Genomic DNA, 2,983 nt, shown 5'->3' on the forward strand with positions numbered 1-2,983 from the left:
CGACCTCGAGCCCGGAGTCGTCGGCGACGCACGGCAGGCCGGTGGCGAGCGCACCGTCGCGGGCCTTCGCCGCGGCGTTCTCCTCGAAGGTCGCACCGGTCTCCGGGGCCTCCGGGAAGGGCGGAACCTCGTCGAGGCCGACCAGCTCGATGCCGTGGATCCCGGCGCGATCCAGGACGCGCTGCAGTTCCCGCAGCTTCTTCGCGTTCCGGCTCGCGACGAGCACCTTCACCGTCATGTCAGGCCCCGAACTTCTTCTTCACGGGCTCGACGATCTCCGGCTCGGGAAGCACCCCCGGGTACGGCTGCTCGAGCACCTCACGCTGGATGCGGCACAGTTCCTCGATGCCGGCGAGCGCCGAGTCGAGCAGCCCGTCGAGCGTCGAGCGCGCGAAGGTCGCGCCTTCACCGGTGCCCTGGATCTCGACGAGGGTGCCGGTGTCGGTGGCGATGACGTTCATGTCGACCTCTGCGCGCGAGTCCTCCTCGTACGGCAGGTCGAGGCGGATACGGCCGTCGACGACGCCGACGCTGACCGCCGCGATCTGGCACGAGATGGGCTGCGGATCGGCGAGGCGGCCCGCGGCGCGCAGCCAGGTCACGGCGTCGCAGAGCGCGACGTAGGCACCGGTGATCGCGGCGGTGCGGGTACCGCCGTCGGCCTGCAGGACATCGCAGTCGAGCGCGATGGTGTTCTCCCCTATCGCCGCCAGGTCGATGCAGGCGCGCAGCGAGCGGCCGACGAGCCGGCTGATCTCCTGGGTACGCCCACCGATCTTGCCCTTCACCGATTCGCGACTGCTGCGGGTGTGGGTGGCGGCCGGCAGCATCGCGTATTCCGCGGTGAGCCAGCCCAGGCCCGAGCCCTTGCGCCAGCGCGGCACGCCTTCCTCGACGCTGGCCGTGCACATGACGCGGGTCTGCCCGAATTCGACGAGCACCGAGCCCGCGGGGTGATTGGTGAATCCTCGGGTGATCCGGATGTCGCGGAGCTGATCGTCCGCCCTGCCGTCTTCTCGTGTGGTCACCCGACGAGCGTAGGCGATCGGTCAGATGCGGTAGACGTCCCCGGCGGAGACCGCGTGCACCGGGCCCGAGTACTCCGCTTTCGCTTCGGCGATGACGTCCTCGCGAGACGTCCACGGCGGAATGTGGGTGAGCAGCAGCTCCCCGACCCCGGCCCGCGCGGCGACCTGGCCCGCTTCGGTGCCGGACAGGTGCATGTTCTCCGGTCGCGCCGCGGGGTCGTGGGTCCACGACGCCTCGGCGAGCAGCACGTCGGCGCCGCGCGCGAGGTCGACGACCTCGTCGCACATGCCGGTGTCGCCGGTGTACACGAACGTGCGGCCGGAGTCGCTGGTGATGCGGAACCCGTATGCCTCGGGCGGATGGTTGACGCGGCGGGAGCAAACGGACAGTGCCCCGAAGCGGAAGTCGCCGCCGTCGGTGAGGGCGTGGACGTCGAGGGTGTCGGACACGTCGTCGACCTCGCCGGCGCATTCGGCGGAGGCGACGCCCAGCCGCTGTGCGGCATCGCTGGGCCCGTACAGCGGGACGCGGCCTTCGGGCCGGTTCGGGGAGTAGCGACGCCACACGAGCAGGCCGGGTATGTCGAGACAGTGGTCGGCGTGCAGGTGCGAGAGCAGGATGGAGACCTCGCCGGGATCGGCATGCCGCTGGAGTGCGCCGAGGACGCCGGGACCGAAGTCGATCACGAGCGGCGGGGTGTCCGGGGCGGTAAGCAGGTAGCCCGACGCCGGAGAATCGGGCCCGGCGACACTGCCCGAGCAGCCCAGAACGGTCATGCGCATAAAGGTCATGCTGCCACGTCGCACGTCCTCGTTGAAGCAGAGCCCGATTACGACCCGGCAACTCACAGTTACACGAACAATGTGACGTGGAGGTCGAGGCGGTGAACGGATCGTCTACGTCTCCGATCCGGAGGATCGTCCGGTTCTCAGCGCGGCAGCGTGCCGGGCGGGATCTGTGCCCGGCGGGCTCGGCGGGCGTCGGCGGAGAGGATCCACGCGGCGAGGACACCGCCGATCGCCCCGAACAGGTGACCCTGCCAGGACACGCGGGGGTCGCTGGGCAGCACTCCCCACAGCATGCTGCCGTAGACGAGCAGGACGACGACACCGATGACGATCTGTCCGGTGTGCCGGGTGAACCAGCCGCGGACGATCAGGTAGGTCAGCCAGCCGAACACCAGTATCGACGCACCGATGTGGATGTAGCCGGGACCGGCGAACAGCCAGGTTCCCACTCCGCCGACGACCCAGATGATCGCGGTCGCGGCGAGGCCCCGGGCGATCCCCGACAGCAGCACGAGGAATCCGAGGACGAGCAGCGGGACGGTGTTCGCCGAGAGGTGCGCCCAGCCGTCGTGCAGCAGCGGCGCGAACAGCACTCCCGACAGGCCGTCGATGGAGCGCGGTGCGATCCCGGCCGCGTCCAGGTCCGTGGAGGTCACCGAGTCGACGCCTTCGATTCCGTAGAGCAGGCCGACGAAGCCGCCGATCCACAGGGCGGCACGTTGCCACATCGGCCGGGTCACGGCGCCGGTTCCGGTCGGTTCGGTCATGCGTCCATTGTGCTGTGCGCGGCCGCCGCGCGCCGTAGCGCGACGTTCTACCGCGCGTCGAATGCGGTGCCGTACACGTCACGATAGGCGGGGATGCCGGCGAGCCCGGTGGCGCTGAGCAGCGCGTCGACGATCGCCCGTTGCACCACCTCGGCCGCGGCCTCGCACACCGCGGCGAGCACCGGCAGTTCGGTCGCGAACGCGTCGGGCAGCAGTCCGGGCGCGGGGAGTTCGGCGGTGCCGGTGGACAGGGCGAACAGGGTGTCCCCGTCCAGTGGTGAGTGGGCGGGACGGATCGCGCGGGCCAGGCCGTCGTGCCCGGCGACCGCGACCCGGCGGCACGCGGCCGTGCTCAGCGGCGCGTCGGTGGCGACGACCCCGATCGTGGTGTTCAGGACG

General features: G+C 70.8%; 5 protein-coding genes. All 5 read right to left on the minus strand.

Annotation, left to right across the window (positions count from 1 at the left end):
* A partial coding sequence (locus tag ACN675_RS28570; RefSeq protein WP_420754023.1) for a non-canonical purine NTP pyrophosphatase occupies positions 1-238 on the minus strand: 238 nt, incomplete at its 3' end.
* 1 nt (position 239) lies between these two features.
* The gene (gene rph / locus ACN675_RS28575) at positions 240-1,028 is read right to left on the minus strand and encodes a ribonuclease PH (RefSeq protein WP_420754024.1); all 789 of its coding nucleotides are present in this window, start codon (positions 1,026-1,028) and stop codon (positions 240-242) included.
* A 21-nt stretch (positions 1,029-1,049) separates the two neighbouring features.
* Positions 1,050-1,811: a cyclic nucleotide-degrading phosphodiesterase gene (locus ACN675_RS28580; RefSeq protein ID WP_420754025.1), complete on the minus strand. Its 762-nt coding sequence runs from the start codon at positions 1,809-1,811 to the stop codon at positions 1,050-1,052.
* Between the two features lie 146 nt (positions 1,812-1,957).
* Positions 1,958-2,584, minus strand: coding sequence for a rhomboid family intramembrane serine protease (locus ACN675_RS28585; protein WP_420754026.1), 627 nt, complete (start codon positions 2,582-2,584; stop codon positions 1,958-1,960).
* Positions 2,585-2,631: 47 nt separating this feature from the next.
* Positions 2,632-2,983: P1 family peptidase (locus ACN675_RS28590; RefSeq protein WP_420754027.1), on the minus strand; the 352-nt coding region annotated here is incomplete at its 5' end.

The organism is Rhodococcus sp. O3, assembly GCF_048897285.1.
Classification (GTDB): Bacteria; Actinomycetota; Actinomycetes; order Mycobacteriales; family Mycobacteriaceae; genus Rhodococcus.